Source organism: Sphingomonas sp. NFX23 (assembly GCF_049887795.1).
GTDB lineage: Bacteria > Pseudomonadota > Alphaproteobacteria > Sphingomonadales > Sphingomonadaceae > Sphingomonas.
Genome location: NZ_JAGEKH010000003.1, coordinates 17,764 through 36,983 on the forward strand (window position 1 = coordinate 17,764; position 19,220 = coordinate 36,983).

Consider the following 19,220-nt stretch of genomic DNA (forward strand, 5'->3'; position numbering starts at 1 on the left):
AAGGTCAGGGAGGCGCGCGACCTAATCGAGGTGCATCTTGCGAGCGCGTCGGAACCATCCCCCCAACTCTGGATCGTGCCGAACGAACCGCACATCGTGCCCAGAACGTAGATAACGCATCTCCGCCCGTGCCTTGTCGGTGTTGCAGTCGAGGCAAGCGGGAGCAAGGTTGGCGGGATCGTTCGTGCCGCCCAGTGCCAGCGCTACAACGTGGTCGAGGATGGTTGCGGCTACGATCTGGCCTTGTGCCTTGTGGTATCGGCATAGGGGTTCAGCGGTCATCAGGCGTTCGCGTAAGCGCTGATAGCGTGCGCTGTTATCTCGCAGCCCTGCGCTACCGCCTTGCTTCTGTGTGGCCTTGCTAGGCCCCTTCCGTCCGAATGTGCGCGGCTTGTCAGGCATATGCAGTATTTAGAACGGTTGACCGTCACCCGGTCCGCCTTAGGGTGGAAGCATGACTGACACGATAGACGCTCAAAGCTTACTACAAATCCAAACGTGGCTTGGGGCGCAAACTCGAACTGTCGCGTTTGCAAAGGCAAATAACTGCACCTTCGATTCTGACTCGAAAAACTTCCAGAATGTAATCAATACGCTATCACGAGTTGCGCGCGTCTGGAAGATGCCTGTCCTTCGCCATATTACCGATGAACTCGTGGACCTACATAATAGGATTGCGGCGGGTAATGTTTCGATACAATCTTCGACGGTCGAACAATATATCGGATCACTTCAGAAGGCACGGAACTTTCTTCCTGAAGCCGTTAGAGGAAACTTTATCTTACTAATACCGGATAACGCTGCGCCGATTGCAGACTTTGGCGATGTCGCCGCGAAGTTACCGTCCATCACAGCCGACCTCGAAGAAGCGGTAGCATGTTTTAATACCGCAAGATTTACAGCGACAGTATTCCACCTTATGCGCGCCATAGAAGCCTCACTCAGGGTCTTCGGAAAGAAGCTGAAAATCAACATCGATGCCGATCAGGCGAACTGGTATCAGATCATACAGCACGTTAATCGCGCAATCGATCAACTTCCTAACCGCACATCGGCCCAAAGCTTGCGCAAGCAATCCTACGGCGTAGTATCAGCCCATCTGAACGCCGTTCGTATCGCTTGGCGCAACGAAGTCATGCATCCAAAAGCGAGCTACGCAAGCGCGGAAGCTGCCGACATTCTCGTTCACTCCAAGGCGCTTATAAGGAGCGTGATCGATGTTCTATAGGGGAAGCCGCACCAAAGACCGGGGGTATCAGGCATAATGGTCGTTTTAGGGATAGCGCGGTGAACACTCGCAGCTTCGTGTCAGGGTTCGCCCTAGCTGCCGTCCTTGGCGTTGGCGGCTCGCTATGGCTGGCCAAGACCGTGGAGAACCAGCCTATCCGGTATGGTCCCAAGACATTCTACGATGATAAGGATGATCGAGCCGAAGACACAGGCTACATCGTCGCGGATGGCGTGATTACCGGCGATGATATGGACGGTCGCACCTTCCTGCATGTCGAGTGCAGGAACGAGACAAAGACGTGTCGCACGAACGAACTATCGAACATGGGAAGTCAACGGTCCGTCTTCCTGTTCAACGATGAATACCCAATCAAGTCTTGGGGTAAAGAAACGGTTGTAGCGGAAAGCGATCCACCCGCTACCGCATGTAGCCGGGTGAAGCTCGTTATCATTAGGGAAGCTAAGCTAGTTCAATACAGCCGCATTCCCCAGCCTAACCGCGATCCCGAACGGTGTAAGGCTCTGAACAACCGCGAATATCAATGGACCTTAGCGGATCAAGCTGCCTGATCCACATTAGCCGCGATTGGAGATATCGTAATGACGGATAAGAAAACCTGTTTTATCGTTGGTCCGATTGGCGAAGCCGGAACGCCGACACGTCAACTAGCCGATTGGCTACTGCTTGGAATATTTAAGCCCGTTCTTGAAACAGACGAACTAGGTTACTCCGTTAAGCGAGCCGACGAAGACGCTGCTCCGGGTTCAATCACTAGCGCTTTGATTGTCGATCTAATCGAAGCCGATCTTGTAGTTGCGGACTTAACCGGATTTAACCCCAACGCCTTCTACGAACTTGGCATACGGCACGCGATCAAAAAGCCAACGATTCACATCATTGCCGAGAACACACGCCTTCCCTTCGACAACAAAGACCAACGCACCATCTTCGTCGATATCACTGACTTTAGGAGCATCGAAAGTGCCAAACTAGCACTCAAAAATGCCGCACTTAGCGTTGCGTCGGAAGGCTACAAAGTGTCGAACCCGGTAAGCCATGCGTTAGCGGTAAATGCTTTACAGGACAGTGCTGATCCGAAGGATCAGCTTATCGGGGAAATGCAGGAACGCCTTGCGGTATTGGAAAGCCGAATGGCCAGTAGTTACCACCCAGTTGGCATAGGGTCAAAGCTTAGCAGGTTGTCGCAAGCCATTGACGGCCAGACTACATCCTCCGAAAAGAGCTTCCTTCGGTTTCTCGAAACTCCAGAGGGTGCGGCGGCGTTTGAAGCCCACAACTCCGGTCGCTCAACATCTGCTAGGTTGAATGCCCTGATAGCGGCGGCACAAGACGCAAAAGATAGCTCGCCCGATTAGCTTAAAGCTCCCCCTCCTTATCGAGGAACGCGGTTAGACGGTCCCGTAGTTCTCGCGCTTCGACATGCGATAGCGCATAGTTCGGGTAGTGGTCTGGCCATTCGAGTAAGTCCGTTCGCGCTTCATCTGGCCCGTTGCTGTAGATCGTAAGGTTTGCCATCACTCGCCCGCCTGCGCATTCAAGCGCGATGCGAGTTCTTCAAGATCGATCCATCCATCAACCAGTAGGTTGCGCCCGTCGAACTCGTCCATGTAACAATCGTCACGAACGCCGTTTAGCGCTTCGAGCAAATCCTTTACCGTAACCATCACTTCACCTCGAAGGTTGGGCGCGCGGTCGCCGCGTCTAGAAGGTGATTCAGATGGAAGCGAACTAGGTAATCGCCGCCTTGCCTGCTGAAATACCCGCTACGTTCATGCGCCAGCCTCAAGGCGTCGAGTTCGTTTCGAGTCGTAGCGGTATAATGGTAGATTGGCGTCGAGTTAGAGAAATCGGCGCTTTCGATATGATAGGTAACTCCGGTAGTCATTCTGCGTTCTCCTTGTGTGTTGCCTTTTCTCCCACCACTAGATGATAGACTTCGTAGATGTCCGTGCGGAAAAGCTCGTTAAGTTTGGCTGCTCGCGCGTAGGCATGATTCGGCTTCGTATAGACTGCTCTAAGATACTTATGTGCAGTGCTACTAAGCTCGTTTGACACGCGGACCATGACAGGCTTGCCGCTACGGCAAACGATATAGTTGGCTTCCGGGTCTAGAATCGCAGTGGTAATCCAGCGCGAGTCTTTACGTTGATCGATGATATGTGGTGCGGGTCTCGACATATTGTATTTAGTCTACCTAAACAACGTCGTGTCCGCATTATTCAAATTCGTTTAAGTTTGTCGAAAAGCGAGCTAAGCTCACTCATTCCTTTAGGTCGAATGGGGGTAGCTATGATGGCGTTTTGCGCGTCCCATTGATCGCACATGATCCCGTAGCTCTCAGACCAAGAGCCGCCCCTTACTGGATCGGCACGCTTACCGTGATCGTCACCGGCAAGATCGATGAAGGCGGTAGCGCCCATCTTCCCCTCCATGAACCACAGTAGGTCCACGATGTCGTCTAGGCAGGCTACAGGGTAGGTAGAGGCGTCGTCGCGAACGTCGCGGTATCGATTGTGCAGGAAGCTGGCCAACTGGCGTGCTGCACCTTCCCCGGTCATGATGGCACCAACCGGCGTGCCAGACCGCGTGACGCTCTTGCGTGACATCATGGTATCGAAGTCGAACTTAGTCGAAGTGATTAGCAGTCGGTCTTCATTTACGGGAATGAACCAGACGCTGAACTGTGCGTCATTCGAAAGCGGGTTGGCGGTGGATCGCGGTTGATGGCGCTGTGCGTGTTCCCATAGGATACTTCGCTCTAGTTCAAGCCGCGCTATCTCGTTGTCGATGGCGCTGATACGGGTAGTGCAGTATTGGTGTTGGTTCACGGGTGTATCTCCTATCAAACCAAACTACCTATGCGCGCTCACTTTCCGCAATATTCACGCGCATAACTTATTGAGTATCTATCGGCTCAGCTACGCTGATCCGAATCGCTCATAAGCCATTCGCTATCGCTCATGTCTTAGCTCGCGCTTGTGGTTTGAATGAACTTGGTAGCAAAACCTAAACTCACTAAGCTTTAGCTTACTAATGCATCGTTTTGGTGAAGGCTAATACCTCTATCCCCCCTCTACCAAGCCAAAAGAAAAACCCAACATCGTTAGACATTGGGTTGACCTACTTTGATCCGACTATCGCCGGTGGACTTGATAGAGAGGGAAGAATGGGGGGTTCGTTTTAGGAGCCAGTCCAATGAGTTCAAATGCAGTGTTGATAGTTTACCTATCGAGCGTCGGGGCGATCCTGTACCGGCTCTTAGCTGCACCTTCCGCGCCATATTAGCGCATCGCGGTCGATCCCCTTGCGAGGGATCACTTTCCCCCGACGGCAATGAATCGAACTGTGGGGGGTCGTAGTCTTGTCAGCATTAGGACAGAGAACTACTCTTTCAACTTGGCTTTGTTTATCCTGCCGCCAAATAGGGCAGTCCCGTTCGCTTCGGGTTCCCGTCCATAACAGAGCGTCGTTCGTGTCCTAGTGACGCAATCAAAGTCATGGCAGCGGTAGCGAGGTGGACCAACCTCTGAATAATGTCGTCCTGCGAAATATGTTTTGCCTAGTGCGTTGCCTGAATCTTTGCCGGTGCGAAAAGAGGGTATCGCTGCAAGTGATACCCTCTCCATACTTCGCACTTCTATTTATACGGATTGGCCAAATGGCTGTCATTAATAAAAATGCCCCCGGAAGATTATTCCGAGGGCTTCTTATTATCTATGGAGAACGAAGCGCCACTTACCCTTCGAACTTGTATTTAACCACAACGGCCACTGCCGCGCAATAAACTTCGTCCTTCAGCGTTAACACCGGACTTAATAAGAGTTTAGTCTACCTAAATAAATGCAGCCGAGAGAGTGTAGACAGCTTCAAGGCGGTTCAGAGTTTCAAGTTTCCTCCGTGGAAGAAAGAAGAACCGGATGTGTGTCTACCGCATCCGGTTCTTTAACCGTCTATGGAGGACGCAACATGACTTCGAACACCAACTATCCGACTGAAAGAAACTCATACGATGCAGCGAAAAGCCGCTGCAATAGTGAGGCCAACAAAAACTACAACACCTATGGCGGTGCGGGTGTGACATTCTATGAAGGTTGGGATGGTCCGAACGGCTTTGACCGCTTCCTTGCACACATCGGCCCTAAGCCTACCCCAGACCATTCGATTGACCGTATCGACAATAGCCGAGGATACGAACCCGGTAATGTCCGTTGGGCAACCCGTATCGAGCAAAACCGCAACCGCTCTTGCGCTAGACTCACCCCTGCCGAACTCGACTATGTGCGGTTCATCTCAGACATGTTCCAAATGGATTACAACTGCATTCGCACAAGGTACGCGCGCGGCGTGACAAGCCCGACCGATCTGCAAGTTCCGCCCCGCGTTCAAGCTACTCGCGCGGCTACTGTGAGGAACCGGGAAGATGTTTCGATGCTCTATCGTCGCGGCATGGGACGTGCCCAGATAGCGCGTAGACTCGACCTTCATGTTACGACGGTATCGGACATCATCAAATACCTTGAACTTTAACCCGCTGCGTAGCCATCGGGACTAAATACGAATGGCGTCTAACTTCGCCATCTTGTGTTCCCCGGTGGCTTCTGCGAGCCATCGGGGATTTGCATAATGATTTCAGACGAACACGCCGCCACCATCGCCCTACGCTTGCTCGAAGCTGGCATAGAGGGTGCAGATGTCATCGCGGCCTACGTGGACCAACAAACCGCGCTAGGTGATCTCACAGACCGCCAGCTTACCAGCAAGGCCCTACAACGGTCTGACAAGGCGGCAGAGATGGCAGAGCGGGTGCGCAAGGCACACGATGCCCTAGTGCTGGACAACCAAACGATTTGGGATCGCCTACGGGTGCTAGAGCGGCGCTAGGTACGCTCGATACGCATCCCGAAGCTTGTCGGCATCCGATCCCGCCCGCTGTGCCACGGCTTCCCTGAGTTCGACCGTATCGGCATTCGTCCCGGCACGTTGCGCCACGGCTTCGACAAGCTCGCCTGTGTCGCCGTCGCTAGCATCTGCCCATCGTATGACGACTAGAGGCCAGTCTACGCCCTTCCCCATCGCAGGTTCGAACATCGCGTGTCCGAAGATCGTATCGACGCTGTAGGACGCTGCTAGGCCACGATCTGCCCAACGCTGGATAGCGCGCCGATCCCACTGCCCCTTTCGACCATGGAGGACGGGACGCGGGAAACCGTCGCCATCGATCAACCGATAGAGCGCGGCACGGCTACAGGGAAAATCGTTCGCCTTCAGCCACGAAAGGACATCGTGAATCGTCATCTGAGACTATTAGCGCATTGATTCACAACGATTTCAACCCGTCTCGAAGGGTGCATATTTTCTAGCGGCGATAATCCGGGCAACAAAACCGGAGTATCCCCGATGCTGAAACCCGCCGCCCCCTACGACACCATCGAAGACGAACTGTTCATCGCCGCGCTTTCCGAAGTCGAATACCGCGACGCCGCCGCAATCGAGCGCGAGATGATCGCAGCGGGTACGCCCGCCACGCTTACCACGATCCGCGAACGGATGGCGGAGTTCGTCGCCAATACGGACTGCATCAAGACGAACGGCGATGGCTGGCGGATCGTTCTTCCGATCACTCCTAGCGCTGGCGACCTCGTGCTTCATCAGGGGTGCGGGTTGGAGTTGATGCGCACCATTCCCAGCAACTCCATTCCGTTGGTGTTGGCAGATATGCCCTACGGCATCACGCGCCTTGCAATCGATCCTAAGGTGAATGTCTCACAATGGCTGGAAGAGATGAACCGGATTGTTACGCCTACCGGAGCTATCGTTTCGTTCGGTACGCAACCCTTCACCACCGATCAAATCAACGCCAACCGCGCCAACTTCAAACAGATGTTGGTTTGGGCGAAAAGCACCGCAACGGGAAGTCAACTTAGTCGTGGTCGCCACATGACTAGCCACGAGGATATCTTGGTGTTCTCGAAGGGCACGGTCATTGGAAAGCGTAGCAAACGCCAGATGACTTATAACCCGCAAGGTGCAATCGAAGCTACGAAGGTTTCGCGGAAGCGGGAGCGCGATTGCGGCTATTTGGCGAACGCTCATAGCACTACCGAAGCTGGCATCGAGTATGCCGGGTTGAATAAGTGCCCTCGTACCGTCCTGTATTACCCGAAGGACGATACGACTTCGCATTCGTTCGCGAAGCCGATTGCCTTGCTCGAATACCTTATTCGGACTTTCAGCAATCCCGGCGATGTTGTCTTCGATCCTACTATGGGAAGCGGATCGGCAGGCGTTGCCGCGCTGAACACGGGACGGAAGTTCTTCGGTGCGGAGAACGGCACGGACCGTAAGGGACGTTGCATCTTCGACATCGCAAAGGCCAAGATCGCGGCAGGCGTTCGCGGATCGACGCCAGCGGTTGACCATGATGCGCAAGCGGTTGCCCTCGACCAGTACTATACCAAGCCTGAGTTGGCGAAACGGTGCGTGGAGATCGTGGAGCGTGAATGCGGCCTTGAAGGTCGGCAAGTTGTCGAGCCTAGCGCGGGAACTGGATCGTTCCTGCGCTTCCTTCCCCCGGATACCATCGCGGTTGATCTTGATCCCAAGGCCAAGGGGATCACGAAGCAAGAGTTTCTCGCGTTCGATGTCGAGAGCGAACGGGATATCATCACGATTGGAAACCCGCCGTTCGGTAAGAACTCGTTGCTCGCTGTCGCTTTCTTCAATCATGCGGCTAAGATGTCCAAGACGGTGGCGTTCATCGTTCCACGGACCTTCCGTAAGGCCAGCGTCGTGAACCGCTTGCACAGGAACTTCCATCTTGTGTTCGAAGAACCCTGCCCGCCTGATAGCTTCATCTTCTGCGGGAAGCCGTATGATGTCCCGTGCGTGTTCCAGATTTGGGAGCGCCGGGACGAAGAGCGCGCGGCTGTCGCGTTGCCAACCCGTCATGCAGATTTCGAGTTTGCACCGAAGGAACAAGCCGACTTCGCTGTTCAGCGTGTCGGCATGGGAGCCGGGAGCATCAAAACGAAGTTCAAGCGCTGTGCCCAGTCGAGCCACTACTTCGTTCGTGCGCGCGTCCCGACTGTCTTTGACCGAATGGGGTTGATTGATTTCGATAGCGTGAGGCACGACACGGCAGGGAATCCGAGCGTAAGCAAACGCGAGTTGATCGCTCTCTATGAAGCTACGCGGGGCGGAAGGGGTGGCCAGCCAAACCCGCCCGGAGGGTAAATACTACGCACACACAACCGGAGTTCACCCTATGGCTACCCTCGTTTTCTACTCGATTATCGCCCTCGCACTAGGCTGCGGAGCCTACACAGCTATCGAGGATGCGAAGGCGGAACACCACACTTCCGCTTCATAAAACTTGACAAGAAACTTCTTTCGAGGGACGGGCGAACTATCAGCCCTCGAAAGGAGTTCGCCCGATGTCCATATTCAAAGACCTACTCGCGTTCGTAGACGACAAGCTCGAAGCGACCTACAGCCACAAGGCTTACGATCCATCCGCCGATAGGGCGCGAGTGGCAAAGCGCGTGATGGCACAGAAGGAAAAGTTCGCCAGCGCTACCCCCGTGAAGGGATCGAAGGATTTCAGCATAGCGAACGGCATCGTGCGCTATGAACCGAAGCTTCCCAACGGCTCTGCGCTGAAGCTTGGCGACAAGAGCGCGCCGTTCCACATCCCGAGCGAGAAGTTCGACGCCTTCCTTACGAAGCTGCACAGCGTCATCGTGGACCAGAAGGGCATTGACGACCAGCTATCCGCCACCCCCACTGGCGATAAGCTCGCCAGAGCGCCCCGCAAGGCGTCTACGGGCGGCACTGGCGGTGCGGGTTGGTCCGACGAACGCCGCGCGAAGTTCGCTGCTACGATGGCTGCTCGAAAGAACGCCTAAACGGCACCACATTGTTACCGTCTACCGGACCCGGTTCTATCACAGCGATAGGCCGGGTCTTTTCATGCCAGCGCATGCGGAACAAGAACGCGTCATCGTCGCTCATATAGGCTTCGAAGTGCCGGATGCGGTTCCGATACAGGATTGGCGCTATCGCGGCTGTAACTTTGCTAGCAACGCACCACAGGCGAATAGAGGCTACATCGGCGTCGGCATTAAGTTTGATGGTCTGCATAGTCTGCACTCCCGTTGATGACTTGGTATGAATCAACGGAAGCGCGTTTCAAAGTTCAATCTTTGTCAAGGCTATAAGTCTTGAACCTAGTTCGCGCTGGCCTTCTTCATACGCGTTTCGATCTGGCCTTGAATGTCGCGATTGCCGGAGCGGGGAAGAGCGATCACGCCAGCCGCTAACGCCGCGTTAGTGTCCCCGATGTCGCTAACGGTCTTTCCTGCTATTTTGAAGGCCACAAGCCCGCCGTCCATCACGACCGTAACCGAGCCGTCTTCATGCGCGGTCATCTTCTGGATAACGCTAAGCATCGCGTGCTTCACCTTCCTGCGGAGTCCGATCCGGGTCTCTAGGTCTTCGTGATGCAGATTGACGCGGATGTCTTCAACGCGGGCGATATGCTCTTGTGCAGTTACACGCCCCCGAGCTTCTTCCCGCTGCCTCTTCAGCGCATGAACATTCGATGTCAGCGCTTCCGCTGCGTCTTCGGCATCGTCTGCCATCTTGCGGCGGAGATCGGAAGGCCGTGCGGCCCACGCTAGCGCTAGGTTATTCGCCGTTTCGAGCGCTACCGTTAGCTCGCGCTCGCGTTCCGCTATCGTGACATTAAGCCGCCCAACTTCATCTTTCCGAGAGAACGCGGTATCGTCCATCGCAAGGTGAAGGCACGCTTTGAGAAGCGTTTCTTCGAAGGTCAAATAGGCTATGTATCGGCGGTTGGTGCATTTCCCGTACTTGGTTGCGGTCGGGCATACCAGCGAACCGTTATCGCGGCGGTAGGTGTATTCGCTGCCGTTCTTCGTCGTGATCGTTGTGCCAGCCCTACGCCCCATCTGGTAGGCCATCTTAGCGCCGCAACACTCGCAAGAAATCAGCGTGGCGAAGAGATTGTTAATCTTCACATCGCGGTTCGATATCCGTCCCTTCTTACGACCAGCCGCCCCCCGCTGCACTCGCTCGAAAAGGTCATGATCGACCGCAATGGGAAAGTGACCTAACCAAGCGGGACCGTTCGGCTTGCCGCCACGCGTCGGCTGAAACTCTCCAATCGCGCTACGGTCGCAGAGCATTTTGCCGATACGGGTCCGCGTCCAGCACAGCGCGGCTTTCTTCTTGCGCGCTACCCAAACCGGTACGCCTTCCCGGTTCAGGCGCTTGGCGATGGCATCCGCCCCCATCTCTAGCTCGTCTGCCCATCGGAAAACCATGTTCAGGGTTTCGACGCGTTCGGGGTTCAGCGTCATCGTGCGATTTGCACGAACGACAATCCAAGGCGCAACCAGCCGGGTAACCGCCAGCTTGCCTTCACGCGCTCGCGTATGGCGAATGTCGTAAGCCGATTTCAGCCGAGCCGACTTCACGGCACTTTCCTTATTGGCGAGCGAAAGACGGATCATTGCCACCAAGCCTTCTTCTAGCTCTTGGGGTTCGCCAGCCTTGTAGATTCGCCCATCGTCGGCGGTGCCAACCGACACACCGTTGGCGCTGAAGAAGCGTAGCATCGCCATGCCTTCTTCGTGACCTTGGCGGCTCAAACGGTCCAAGCGTTCGAGTAGGACAATCGCCCCATTATGCTCGCCATTGCGAACCTCGACTTCGAAGCCGTGCATTGCACTGCCCGCCGCACGGTGCTTGCCGGTGAATGCCGATTTGCCATCGTCCTGAACTATGCGGTCAATCGTCCAGCCGTGGCCGTTCGCCATCGTCTCCGTATCGCGGCGCTGGCGTTCGATTGACGATCCTTCGCTTTGCGCGTCGGACGAATAGCGAAAGTAGGCGATGACGGCTGTGTAGGTTTGCGTGTTCATCCCAAGCGTGTCCTTCAAACACGCCCTTCGCCGCAATATTCAAACGCACCCTACAGGCGTGGAATCCTGCATGACGGTCGATTCATCGCCCGAAGAGCTTCGCTAGGTCACATGCGTCTATTTTCACCCAGGTTGGGCGACCGTGGTTACATTGGCCCGAGTGCGGGGTGACTTCCATTTCGCGGAGGAGCGCGTTCATTTCGGGGACCGACAATATGCGGCCGGCGCGGACGGAGCCGTGGCAGGCCATCGTACCGGCTACTGCGTCTAGACGCTCCTTCAGGGAGAGGGCTTCGTCGAAGGCGGCGAGTTCGTCGGCCAGGTCGGTTACCAGGCCTTTGGGGTCGCTTTGGCCGAGCAAGGCTGGGGTTGCGCGGACGAGCATGGCGTGGGGGCCGAAGCGTTCTAGGTCCAGGCCGAATTCGGAGAGTTCTTCGGCGCGGGATTCAAGGCGGTCGCAGGCGGATTCGTCGAGTTCTACAACTTCGGGGATCAGCAGGGCTTGGCTCGCGATGGTGCCGCCGATCAGGGCTGCGCGCATGCGTTCGAGAACGAGGCGTTCGTGGGCGGCGTGCTGGTCGACCAGGACGAGGCCGTCTTCGGCTTCGGCTACTATGTAGGTTTTTGCGACCTGGCCGCGCGCTACGCCCATCGGGAAGGCTGTGGTTTGGGGTGGGGGTGCCCAGGCGGGTTCTGCACGCGCCTGCGGGGGCGCGGCGAAGAAGGTCGGGCGAGAATCGTTGACCGCGCCGTAGTGGCGATTTTCCAGCGGGAGCCTTTCGGGCGTGCCCTCACCTTCCCATCCGCTTTGCGGACGGGCCCCTTCCTCTCCCCGGGGGGGAGAGGAGTTTTCGGGTTGCCACATGGCGAGCGCGGAGTCGCTGGCGCGTTGGCTTCTGTGGCCGGCGGCGTCGAGGGCGCGGCGCAAGCCGGAGACGATAAGGCCTCTTACCATTGCGGGATCGCGGAAGCGGACTTCGGTCTTGGCGGGGTGGACGTTGACGTCGACCTGGTCGGTGGGGATGTCGAGGAACAGCGCCACCACCGCGTGGCGATCGCGGGGGAGCATTTCGGCATAGGCGCCGCGGATCGCGCCCATCAGCAGGCGGTCCTTTACCGGGCGGCCGTTGACGAAGAGGTACTGGTGGTCGGCGATGCCGCGGTTGTAGGTCGGCAGGCTCGCGACGCCGCCTAGCACGAGGACCCCGGAGTCCGTAGGGCGTTCGAGGTCGATTGCGACCGAATTGTCGGCGAGCGCGCGGTCGGTGAGCGTCGCCACCCTGCCCGGCCGGTCCTCGATCTGCATCACCGACAGCGCGCGGCGGCCGTCATGTTCCAGCGTGAAGCCGATGTCGGGGCGCGCCATCGCGAGCCGGCGAACGACGTCAAGGCAGGCGGCGTATTCGGCGCGGGGGGAGCGGAGGAACTTGCGGCGGGCGGGGACGCGCGCGAACAGGTCCTCGACGACGACGCGGGTGCCGGGTGGGAGCGCGGCGGGGCCTTCGCGCTCGACCCGGCCATTGTCGACGGTGCGTGCCCAGCCTTCGGCGCCGCGGATCCGGCTTTCGATCGTCAGCCTTGCGACGCTCGCGATCGAGGGCAACGCCTCGCCGCGAAAGCCGAGCGTCACGACCGATTCGATGAACTCGTCGGGCAGCTTGGAAGTCGCGTGGCGTTCGAGTGCCAAGGCCATGTCGGCGGGGGTCATGCCGCAGCCGTCGTCGGCGACTTCGATCCGCGACGTGCCGCCCTCAACGAGGAGAATCGCGATGCGTCCTGCCCCTGCGTCGATGGCGTTTTCGACTAACTCCTTCAACGCGCTGGCGGGTCTTTCCACCACTTCACCGGCGGCGATGCGATTGACCAGATGCTCGGGGAGACGCCGTATTGACATGGGTTTGCGTCTAGACCAAGCGACGGCATCCCGCGACCCGCAAACGCAAGCACCCGGTGAGTTAAACACCGGCGGGCCACGCGAGATTTTTGTGCGATGGGCTGCCCGTCCGGCGGCCAAGGATTACGGGACCCTGATTGAATGGCCTTCTACTCGCGTTTCTTCAAGTTCATGTCGCACGACATGGCGATCGACCTCGGCACCGCGAACACCGTCGTCTACGTCCGTGGCCGCGGCATCGTCCTGAACGAGCCGTCGGTGGTCGCGGTCGAGACGATCAACGGCATCAAGCGCGTCAAGGCGGTCGGCGACGACGCCAAGATGATGATGGGCAAGACGCCGGGCAACATCGAGGCGATCCGGCCTTTGCGCGACGGCGTGATCGCGGACATCGACGTCGCCGAGCAGATGATCAAGTATTTCATCCAGAAGGTACATGGGCCCCGCAAGTTCGCGCGCTGGCCCGAGATCGTGATCTGCGTGCCGTCGGGCTCCACTAAGGTCGAGCGCCGCGCGATCCGCGATGCCGCGTCGAACGCGGGCGCGTCGCAGGTCTGGCTGATCGAGGAGCCGATGGCGGCAGCGATCGGCGCGGACATGCCGGTGACCGAGCCGATCGGTTCGATGGTTGTCGATATCGGCGGCGGCACGACCGAAGTCGCGGTGTTGTCGCTGCGCGGTCTCGCCTACACGACCTCGGTGCGCGTCGGCGGCGACAAGATGGACGAGGCGATCGTTTCCTATGTGCGCCGCAACCATAACCTCCTGATCGGCGAAGCGACGGCGGAGCGGATCAAGAAGGAAGTCGGCATCGCCAAGCCGCCGGTCGACGGCATCGGCATGATCATCCAGATCAAGGGCCGCGATCTCGTCAACGGCGTGCCCAAGGAGATCCAGATCAACCAGGGCCAGATCGCCGAGGCGCTGAGCGAGCCGGTCGCGACGATTGTCGAGGGCGTCCGTGTGGCGCTCGAGAACACCGCGCCCGAGCTGGCTGCGGACATCGTCGACCAGGGCATCGTGCTGACCGGCGGCGGCGCGCTGCTCCAGGGTCTGGACGAAGTGCTGCGCGACGAGACCGGCCTGCCGGTGACGGTCGCCGAGGACCCGCTGACCTGCGTCGCGCTCGGCACCGGTCGCGCGCTCGAGGATCCGTTGTTCCGCGGCGTGCTGATGAGCGGCTAAGGGTTTGCTTTTGCTTTAAGACACGCGGACACGAAATCGCGCCACCGAGTCGCGGGGGATCAGCCCTCGCGCTTTGGCGGCGCCCGAGACAGGGGGACAGGCGCATGGCGCCAGCCCGCGACCGGCGCACGGGGTTTTCCCGGCGTCGGCAATATGGTGTGTTCATGGGCTATGTGCTCGCCGTCGCTGGTGCGGTGGTGGGCCTGGTGCTGCTCGTCGCGTCGACGTTCAATCCGCCCGCGTTTTCCGCGCTGCGGATGGGGGTCGCGGGGGTGACGACGCCGGTCTCGACCGGGCTCGCCACCGTGGGCACGTCGATCTCGGGCATCCCCGATGCGATCGGCAACTACTTCTTCGTGAAGCAGGAGAACGTCGCGTTGCGGGCCGATCGCGAACGGACGCGGGCGCTGCTGATGCGCGCGCGGACGATCGCGTATGACAATCGCCGGTTGCGCAGCCTGCTCGCGATCCGCGAACGCTCGACCGCGCCGGTGGTGACCGCGCGGCTGGTGAGTTCGAGTGCTTCGAGCGGGCGGCGCTATGCGCTGCTCAATGCGGGTCGCTGGAACGGTGTGCTGCCCGGCATGCCCGTTCGCGGCCCCGACGGCCTGATCGGTCGCGTGGTCGAGACCGGGCCCAACGCGGCGCGCGTGCTGTTGCTCAGCGACGGCGACAGCATCGTACCCGTCCGCCGCACCCGCGACGGCATGCCGGCGATTGCGGCGGGGCGCGGCGACGGGATGATCGACATCCGCTCGGTCAACGCCACCAACGTGCGCTTCAACGCGGGCGACCTGTTCGTGACGACCGGCACCGGTGGCATCTACGCGCCCGGCGTACCCGTCGCGCGCGTGACAAAGGCTGGGTCGGACTCGGTTATGGCGCGCGCGTTCGCCGATCCCGACACGCTCGATTTCGCACTTGTCGAGCGGATGTTCATGCCGGTGCCCCCGCCTCGTCCGGTGGCGCAGCAATGAGTCGCGCTCGCGTCGTCGACAGCGTCGACTACAAGCCGTTCGAGACCAAGATCCCGGCGGGCCGGTCGCGTGCGATACCTTGGGCAACGGTGATGGCGGGATCGCTGATCACGATCATCCCGGTGGTCGCGACGATCCCGCTGCTCCCGCCGTTCGGGTTCGTCATGCTGCTTGCGTGGCGGCTGCTCGCGCGGTTCGCGTTCAAGCCCTGGGCCGCCGCGCCGCTCGGCTTCTTCGACGATCTCGTCAGCGGCCAGCCACTCGGCAGCGCCGTGCTGATGTGGTCGCTCGCGTTCGTCGCGATCGACATGATCGAACAGCGGCTCGCCTTCCGCGACTATTGGCAGGACTGGCTGATCGCCGGCGGGCTGATCGCCGCGTGCATTCTGGTCGGCCGTTTCATCGCGGTGCCGGTCGGCGCGCATGTCGACACGATCCTGATCGCGCAGATCGCGGTCACGATCCTGATGTTCCCACTGGCGGCCCGCATCGTCGCGGCGATCCAGAACAAACGGGGCGCCGAGTGAGGAATACCCCGCGGATCGTTACCGAGATGTCGCAGGCATACAGCTTCTCGCGGCGCGCCTGGATGCTGGGCGCGGCGCACGGCGGCGTCGGGCTGCTGCTCGCGGGCCGGATGGCGTGGCTGTCGATCGCGCAGAACGAGCGCTACACGCAAATGTCCGAGAGCAACCGCGTCAACATGACGCTGTTGCCGCCGCGCCGCGGCTGGATCGTCGATCGCCACGGCGTGCCGATCGCCAACAACCGCACCGATTTTCGCGTCGACATCATCCCCGACCGCCTGCGCGACAAGGAGCGCGTGCTGCCGCTGCTCGGCCGCATCCTCCAGTTGCCGCCCGAGGAAGTCGAGCGGATCGCGATCGACCTCGAACACGCCGCCGGGTTCCAGCCGGTCCAGGTCGCGGAGAATCTCGACTGGGAGCGGTTCGCCGCGGTCAGCGTCCGACTGCCTGAACTGCCCGGCGTCGCGCCGACGCGGGGCTTTGCACGCAGCTATCCGGCAGGGGCTGCGGTTGCGCACCTGACCGGCTATGTCGGCGTGCCCAATGCCGAACAGTACAAGAAGACGCACGACCCTCTGCTCGTCACCCCCGGCTTCAAGCTCGGCAAGGACGGGCTCGAGAAGATGCTCGAGGCCGAATTGCGCGGCGTCGCCGGCGCCAAGCGCGTCGAGGTCACCGCGCGCGGCAAACTGGTCGCCGAACTCGCGACCAAGCCCGACGTCCCCGGCAAGACCGCACGGCTGACGATCGACGTGGGGCTTCAGGAATATGCCGCACGTCGCCTCGGCACCAACTCCGGGTCGGTCGTGGTGCTCGATACCCGCACCGGCGAGATGCTCGCGATGGTGTCGATGCCGGCCTATGATCCCAACAGCTTTTCGGACGGGATCAGCCATCTCGAATGGCAGATGCTGAGCGACGACGATCACGTGCCGCTGATGAACAAGGTCACGCAGGGGCTGTATCCGCCGGGCTCGACGGTGAAGCCGATGAACGGCCTTGCGCTGATGAACGCCGGCGTCGATCCGAGCACGCGCGTCAATTGTTCGGGCGCGATGCGGCTCGGGACCAGCGTGTTCCATTGCCACAAGAAAAGCGGCCACGGTCCGCTCGATCTCAAGAACGCGATCATGCAGAGTTGCGACATCTATTTCTACGAGATGGCGCGGCGGGTCGGCTACAACGCGATCGCGCCGATCGCGCGGACGCTCGGCATGGGGCAGAAGTTCGACCTGCCCTTCTCGACGCAGCGTTATGGCACGGTCCCCGATCCGGCGTGGAAGCTGAAGAAGTACAAGCACGACTGGACCGTGGCGGATTCGCTCAACGCGTCGATCGGCCAGGGCTATGTGCTGGCCAACCCGTTGCAGCTCGCGGTGATGGCGGCGCGGCTGGCCTCGGGGCGTGCGTTGCAGCCGAGTATCCTCGCTAGCCACATCCACCGCGACTCCCCTGCACTAGCGATCGATTCCGAGCATCTCGCGCGCGTCCGCGATGCGATGTTCGGGGTGATCAACCAGGGCGGTACCGGCGGCGCGGCGAAACTGCTGATCCCCGGGGTCGCGATCGCGGGCAAGACCGGCACCGCGCAGGTGCGCCGCATCACGATGGCGGAGCGGCGCTCGGGTGTGCTCAAGAACGGGCAGCTGCCGTTCAAGATGCGCGACCATGCGCTATTCATCGGCTTCGCACCCGCCGATAACCCGCGGTATGCGCTGGCGGTAGTGCTCGAGCATAACGGCCACACGGTGCGCAATCTCGACACGCCGATGATCGGCCGCGACATCATGACCTACATGCTCGATCGCGAGCGCGCGCTGAAATCGCTCGCCGAAGTCGAACCGACCTGGGGCGGCGATATCCGCACGCGCATGGCCGCGACCGCGGAGACGTACCGCAAGGCGCAATCCGCACCCCCGGCGGCAATCGCCACCAAGACCGACGCGGTCGTGCCCAGCGACGCTCCTGCGGTCGAGAACGCCACAGACATGGCCAACGCCACGCAGGAAGCGCTGACGGCACCAGGCGCAACCGTTGCAGAAGACGACTCGCGGGACCGCCAGCAATGACCTTAGCCGAGCGCCGCCCATGAACCGTATCGTCCCCGAACCGCTCGCCAAGCTGCCGTGGCGCGTCCTGCTGCTGGTGGTCGCGATCGGCTGTTTTGGCCAGGTCGTGCTGTATTCCGCGGCCGGCGGCTCGCTCAAGCCCTGGGCGCTGTCGCAGGGCATCCGCTTCTTCGTCCTGCTCGCCGGTGCGATCGCCTTGTCCTACGTCCCCGAGCGGACATGGAAGGCGGGCTCGCTGCCTACCTATGCGCTGATCGTCGTATCGCTGGTCGCGGTCGAGATCCTCGGCAAGGTCTCGGGCGGGTCGCAACGCTGGCTCGACCTCGGTTTCATCCGCCTGCAGCCGTCCGAGTTCATGAAGCCCGCGATCGTGCTTGCCTGCGCGAAATTCTACGACATGCTTCCGCCCGGCGAGACGCGACGGTTCAGCGCGGTATGGCCCGCGGCGCTACTGATCGGCGTCCCCGCCGCGATCGTCATGAAGCAGCCCGATCTCGGCACCGCGCTGATGATCTGCGCGGGCGGCGCGACGGTGATGTTCCTCGCGGGGATCCCGCTGCGCCTGTTCGTCGGCGGCGCGATCACCGCCGCGGTGGCGATCCCGCTCGCGATCAACTTCGCGCTGCACGATTACCAGCGCAACCGCATCCTGATCTTCCTCGATCCCGAGAGCGACCCGCTCGGCACTGGCTATCACATCAGCCAGTCGAAGATCGCGATCGGCTCGGGCGGGATCTGGGGCAAGGGCTTCCTCCAGGGCACGCAGAGCCATCTCGACTACCTCCCCGAGGGGCATACCGACTTCGTCTTCGCGACGATGGCGGAGGAATGGGGCCTGGTCGGCGGCTGCCTGCTGATCCTCGCCTTCCTGCTGGTGATCCGCTGGGGAATCGAGGTCGGCCAGCGCGCGCAGACCCGCTTCGGCCGGCTGACCGCCGCCGGGCTGTCGACGACGATCTTCTTCTACGTCGCGATCAACCTGATGATGGTGATGGGCCTCGCCCCCGTCGTCGGCATCCCGTTGCCGCTGGTGAGCTTTGGCAGCTCGGCGCAGATGACCGTGCTGCTGTGCCTCGGCATCCTGATGTCGATCGACCGCCAGAACCGCAAGACGGTCGGCTGGTGAGGCGAAAACCGGTATAATTCGCAAAAAAGCGGCGCGATCGACGAAAACGGACTCGGATCGACGAAAAGGGGGTTGCGGCCCCCGATGAGTCTGCTAACAGCGCGCCTCCAGCAGCGGGGCGCCACACCAGGGCGCCACTCAAAACCGCCCCGGAATGGACGCATAGCTCAGTTGGTAGAGCAGCTGACTCTTAATCAGCGGGTCCTTGGTTCGAGCCCAAGTGCGTCCACCATCCACCACCATGAA

General features: G+C 59.9%; 19 protein-coding genes and 1 tRNA gene. 13 read left to right on the plus strand and 7 right to left on the minus strand.

The genetic code is table 11. The features are described 5' to 3' along the window. Positions 1–21 precede the first annotated feature (21 nt). A complete protein-coding gene (locus tag J4O76_RS07690; RefSeq protein WP_426281149.1) occupies positions 22–282 on the minus strand; it encodes an HNH endonuclease in 261 nt (86 codons plus the stop codon). A gap of 172 nt (positions 283–454) precedes the next feature. Here J4O76_RS07690 and J4O76_RS07695 point away from each other — a divergent pair, with 172 nt between their 5' ends. The 3 genes from J4O76_RS07695 to J4O76_RS07705 are packed head-to-tail and all read left to right on the plus strand — an operon-like array spanning position 455 to position 2,607. After that, positions 455–1,228 carry a hypothetical protein gene (locus J4O76_RS07695; protein ID WP_426281151.1) on the plus strand — a complete coding sequence of 258 codons (774 nt, stop codon included), beginning with the start codon at positions 455–457 and terminating at the stop codon, positions 1,226–1,228. 59 nt (positions 1,229–1,287) lie between these two features. Then, a complete protein-coding gene (locus tag J4O76_RS07700) occupies positions 1,288–1,800 on the plus strand; it encodes a hypothetical protein (protein WP_426281152.1) in 513 nt (170 codons plus the stop codon). Positions 1,801–1,830: 30 nt separating this feature from the next. Beyond that, positions 1,831–2,607, plus strand: coding sequence for a hypothetical protein (locus J4O76_RS07705; protein WP_426281153.1), 777 nt, complete (start codon positions 1,831–1,833; stop codon positions 2,605–2,607). Between the two features lie 308 nt (positions 2,608–2,915). Here the strand turns inward: J4O76_RS07705 and J4O76_RS07710 are convergent, their stop codons facing one another. Both J4O76_RS07710 and J4O76_RS07715 read right to left on the minus strand, forming a co-directional pair. Further along, positions 2,916–3,137, minus strand: coding sequence for a hypothetical protein (locus J4O76_RS07710; protein ID WP_426281154.1), 222 nt, complete (start codon positions 3,135–3,137; stop codon positions 2,916–2,918). A 334-nt stretch (positions 3,138–3,471) separates the two neighbouring features. Beyond that, positions 3,472–4,080, minus strand: a complete 609-nt coding sequence (locus J4O76_RS07715) for a hypothetical protein (RefSeq protein WP_426281156.1) — start codon at positions 4,078–4,080, stop codon at positions 3,472–3,474. A gap of 1,138 nt (positions 4,081–5,218) precedes the next feature. Between J4O76_RS07715 and J4O76_RS07720 the strand changes: the two genes are divergently transcribed. Then, entirely contained in the window at positions 5,219–5,779 is a 561-nt protein-coding gene (locus tag J4O76_RS07720) for a helix-turn-helix domain-containing protein (protein ID WP_426281157.1), read from the plus strand. A gap of 96 nt (positions 5,780–5,875) precedes the next feature. Further along, the gene (locus tag J4O76_RS07725) at positions 5,876–6,133 is read left to right on the plus strand and encodes a hypothetical protein (RefSeq protein WP_426281158.1); all 258 of its coding nucleotides are present in this window, start codon (positions 5,876–5,878) and stop codon (positions 6,131–6,133) included. Here J4O76_RS07725 and J4O76_RS07730 read toward each other — a convergent pair. Further along, complete coding sequence (locus J4O76_RS07730) at positions 6,119–6,547, minus strand: helix-turn-helix transcriptional regulator (RefSeq protein ID WP_426281160.1); 429 nt, start codon at positions 6,545–6,547, stop codon at positions 6,119–6,121. The genes J4O76_RS07725 and J4O76_RS07730 overlap by 15 nt on opposite strands. Before the next feature lie 102 nt (positions 6,548–6,649). Here J4O76_RS07730 and J4O76_RS07735 point away from each other — a divergent pair, with 102 nt between their 5' ends. Next, complete coding sequence (locus J4O76_RS07735; RefSeq protein WP_426281161.1) at positions 6,650–8,485, plus strand: DNA methyltransferase; 1,836 nt, start codon at positions 6,650–6,652, stop codon at positions 8,483–8,485. Between the two features lie 200 nt (positions 8,486–8,685). Beyond that, positions 8,686–9,156: a hypothetical protein gene (locus J4O76_RS07740; protein ID WP_426281162.1), complete on the plus strand. Its 471-nt coding sequence runs from the start codon at positions 8,686–8,688 to the stop codon at positions 9,154–9,156. Here the strand turns inward: J4O76_RS07740 and J4O76_RS07745 are convergent. The 3 genes from J4O76_RS07745 to mutL form a co-directional block, all read right to left on the minus strand. After that, positions 9,128–9,391: a hypothetical protein gene (locus tag J4O76_RS07745; RefSeq protein WP_426281164.1), complete on the minus strand. Its 264-nt coding sequence runs from the start codon at positions 9,389–9,391 to the stop codon at positions 9,128–9,130. The genes J4O76_RS07740 and J4O76_RS07745 overlap by 29 nt on opposite strands. An 86-nt stretch (positions 9,392–9,477) precedes the next feature. Continuing rightward, complete coding sequence (locus J4O76_RS07750; RefSeq protein ID WP_426281166.1) at positions 9,478–11,196, minus strand: recombinase family protein; 1,719 nt, start codon at positions 11,194–11,196, stop codon at positions 9,478–9,480. Between the two features lie 82 nt (positions 11,197–11,278). Continuing rightward, positions 11,279–13,090, minus strand: a complete 1,812-nt coding sequence (mutL, locus tag J4O76_RS07755; protein ID WP_426281167.1) for a DNA mismatch repair endonuclease MutL — start codon at positions 13,088–13,090, stop codon at positions 11,279–11,281. A 141-nt stretch (positions 13,091–13,231) separates the two neighbouring features. On the opposite strand from mutL, the gene J4O76_RS07760 reads away from it, so the two are divergent. The 6 genes from J4O76_RS07760 to J4O76_RS07785 all read left to right on the plus strand — a co-directional run bounded on the left by J4O76_RS07760 (position 13,232) and on the right by J4O76_RS07785 (position 19,206). Beyond that, positions 13,232–14,275, plus strand: coding sequence for a rod shape-determining protein (locus J4O76_RS07760; protein ID WP_055878614.1), 1,044 nt, complete (start codon positions 13,232–13,234; stop codon positions 14,273–14,275). A 104-nt stretch (positions 14,276–14,379) separates the two neighbouring features. Then, complete coding sequence (gene mreC, locus J4O76_RS07765; RefSeq protein WP_426281169.1) at positions 14,380–15,252, plus strand: rod shape-determining protein MreC; 873 nt, start codon at positions 14,380–14,382, stop codon at positions 15,250–15,252. Then, a complete protein-coding gene (mreD, locus tag J4O76_RS07770; protein WP_082440961.1) occupies positions 15,249–15,779 on the plus strand; it encodes a rod shape-determining protein MreD in 531 nt (176 codons plus the stop codon). The genes mreC and mreD overlap by 4 nt, the downstream gene beginning before the upstream one ends. Positions 15,780–15,805: 26 nt before the next feature. Next, the gene (gene mrdA, locus J4O76_RS07775; RefSeq protein ID WP_426281837.1) at positions 15,806–17,848 is read left to right on the plus strand and encodes a penicillin-binding protein 2; all 2,043 of its coding nucleotides are present in this window, start codon (positions 15,806–15,808) and stop codon (positions 17,846–17,848) included. Positions 17,849–17,867: 19 nt separating this feature from the next. Then, a complete protein-coding gene (gene rodA, locus J4O76_RS07780; protein ID WP_426281171.1) occupies positions 17,868–18,974 on the plus strand; it encodes a rod shape-determining protein RodA in 1,107 nt (368 codons plus the stop codon). 156 nt (positions 18,975–19,130) lie between these two features. After that, positions 19,131–19,206 (plus strand) — tRNA-Lys (locus tag J4O76_RS07785). Positions 19,207–19,220 lie beyond the last annotated feature (14 nt).

What these genes read in the sequence shown, in the direction of transcription:
- J4O76_RS07745 (WP_426281164.1), bottom strand. Translation starts at nt 9,391, where the DNA reads ATGCAGACCATCAAACTTAATGCCGACGCCGATGTAGCCTCTATTCGC.
- J4O76_RS07740 (WP_426281162.1), top strand. Translation starts at nt 8,686, where the DNA reads ATGTCCATATTCAAAGACCTACTCGCGTTCGTAGACGACAAGCTCGAA.
- J4O76_RS07730 (WP_426281160.1), bottom strand. Translation starts at nt 6,547, where the DNA reads ATGACGATTCACGATGTCCTTTCGTGGCTGAAGGCGAACGATTTTCCC.
- J4O76_RS07725 (WP_426281158.1), top strand. Translation starts at nt 5,876, where the DNA reads ATGATTTCAGACGAACACGCCGCCACCATCGCCCTACGCTTGCTCGAA.
- J4O76_RS07695 (WP_426281151.1), top strand. Translation starts at nt 455, where the DNA reads ATGACTGACACGATAGACGCTCAAAGCTTACTACAAATCCAAACGTGG.
- J4O76_RS07735 (WP_426281161.1), top strand. Translation starts at nt 6,650, where the DNA reads ATGCTGAAACCCGCCGCCCCCTACGACACCATCGAAGACGAACTGTTC.
- J4O76_RS07690 (WP_426281149.1), bottom strand. Translation starts at nt 282, where the DNA reads ATGACCGCTGAACCCCTATGCCGATACCACAAGGCACAAGGCCAGATC.
- J4O76_RS07720 (WP_426281157.1), top strand. Translation starts at nt 5,219, where the DNA reads ATGACTTCGAACACCAACTATCCGACTGAAAGAAACTCATACGATGCA.
- J4O76_RS07750 (WP_426281166.1), bottom strand. Translation starts at nt 11,196, where the DNA reads ATGAACACGCAAACCTACACAGCCGTCATCGCCTACTTTCGCTATTCG.
- J4O76_RS07760 (WP_055878614.1), top strand. Translation starts at nt 13,232, where the DNA reads ATGGCCTTCTACTCGCGTTTCTTCAAGTTCATGTCGCACGACATGGCG.
- mreD (WP_082440961.1), top strand. Translation starts at nt 15,249, where the DNA reads ATGAGTCGCGCTCGCGTCGTCGACAGCGTCGACTACAAGCCGTTCGAG.
- J4O76_RS07705 (WP_426281153.1), top strand. Translation starts at nt 1,831, where the DNA reads ATGACGGATAAGAAAACCTGTTTTATCGTTGGTCCGATTGGCGAAGCC.
- mutL (WP_426281167.1), bottom strand. Translation starts at nt 13,090, where the DNA reads ATGTCAATACGGCGTCTCCCCGAGCATCTGGTCAATCGCATCGCCGCC.
- J4O76_RS07710 (WP_426281154.1), bottom strand. Translation starts at nt 3,137, where the DNA reads ATGACTACCGGAGTTACCTATCATATCGAAAGCGCCGATTTCTCTAAC.
- mrdA (WP_426281837.1), top strand. Translation starts at nt 15,806, where the DNA reads ATGTCGCAGGCATACAGCTTCTCGCGGCGCGCCTGGATGCTGGGCGCG.
- rodA (WP_426281171.1), top strand. Translation starts at nt 17,868, where the DNA reads ATGAACCGTATCGTCCCCGAACCGCTCGCCAAGCTGCCGTGGCGCGTC.
- mreC (WP_426281169.1), top strand. Translation starts at nt 14,380, where the DNA reads ATGGCGCCAGCCCGCGACCGGCGCACGGGGTTTTCCCGGCGTCGGCAA.